At 39.0% G+C, this 955-nt stretch carries 1 protein-coding gene; it reads right to left on the reverse strand.

Annotation, left to right across the window (positions count from 1 at the left end; all coding sequences use genetic code 11):
* Positions 1–503: 503 nt before the first annotated feature.
* The gene (locus KIV41_RS21890) at positions 504–920 is read right to left on the reverse strand and encodes a hypothetical protein (RefSeq protein ID WP_212668917.1); all 417 of its coding nucleotides are present in this window, start codon (positions 918–920) and stop codon (positions 504–506) included.
* Positions 921–955: the final 35 nt, after the last annotated feature.

The following is a 955-nucleotide window of genomic DNA, read 5'->3' on the forward strand; positions in this document are numbered from 1 at the left end:
TTAACCACTAAATTTAACGCATAGTAAAAATGCCACGCGTTGCGAATCCCTCTTGAACAGTTTGTTATATGCCTTACCCACCAATGACACCGAGCCAAACACAAAACCACAACCACCCTGCCACTTATTACGCAACAAGCGGATGCAAATTGTTGTTTTAATTAAATAATGCTCAACTTGAAATTAGTCGTTTGAATAGCTTCAAGCCAAAACTTAGTATGCAGAGAATAAGAAAAGCTACTATGAACATAAATACTGGCTTGTAGAAATCGAATGGCTCCTCAGAACGGAAAAGGTACCGATAGATGCAGTCTCCAGCGGCAATCCCTAATGCCATGTAACACTTATTGACGACTTCCTTTGTCATATATCCTCCTTGGCATATAACGCCCAATTAAGGGGTGAACAACGCCTCCACCCGACCTAAAGCATTGTGCCATAGACACTAAATAGGAAGTAGAAGCAAAAATGCCAAGCGTTGTGAATCCCTCTTAAATTGCTTGTTATGTTGGTTCTAAAAGATTGGCACTGATTGCCTCAAGTATTTGCTTATTTGGTCTTGCTGAATGATAAGAACCATGGTTTAGCCAAGACGGGGAATTTAGCCAATTCGTATGTTCACCAACCAAGCTTACTAGAACATCATGTTCGATTAGATACCACTTATTTTTAATAGGAAATGCCATGTAAAGGTCTTTACCAACATACTTTAGACTTATCGTTAATCTCGATTTCAGCTGAACTCTAAGACTTTCTTGACCATCGATATGATATGCCAAGAAATCTGCCCCCTGCCAATCATCAGCTAATTTAATGCAGTTAAATCCATATTCGGCTAACACCGCTGACAATTTTTGGAAATTGAATATTTCTTGCTGACGTGGATTTAGATCTTTGTAATTGATCTTTGATAATTGCAAAATTCCCTCCAACAACATAACGCCGCGTTAAGTAG

The sequence above is a fragment of the Vibrio sp. D401a genome, assembly GCF_030248515.1.
Lineage (GTDB): Bacteria > Pseudomonadota > Gammaproteobacteria > Enterobacterales > Vibrionaceae > Vibrio > Vibrio rotiferianus.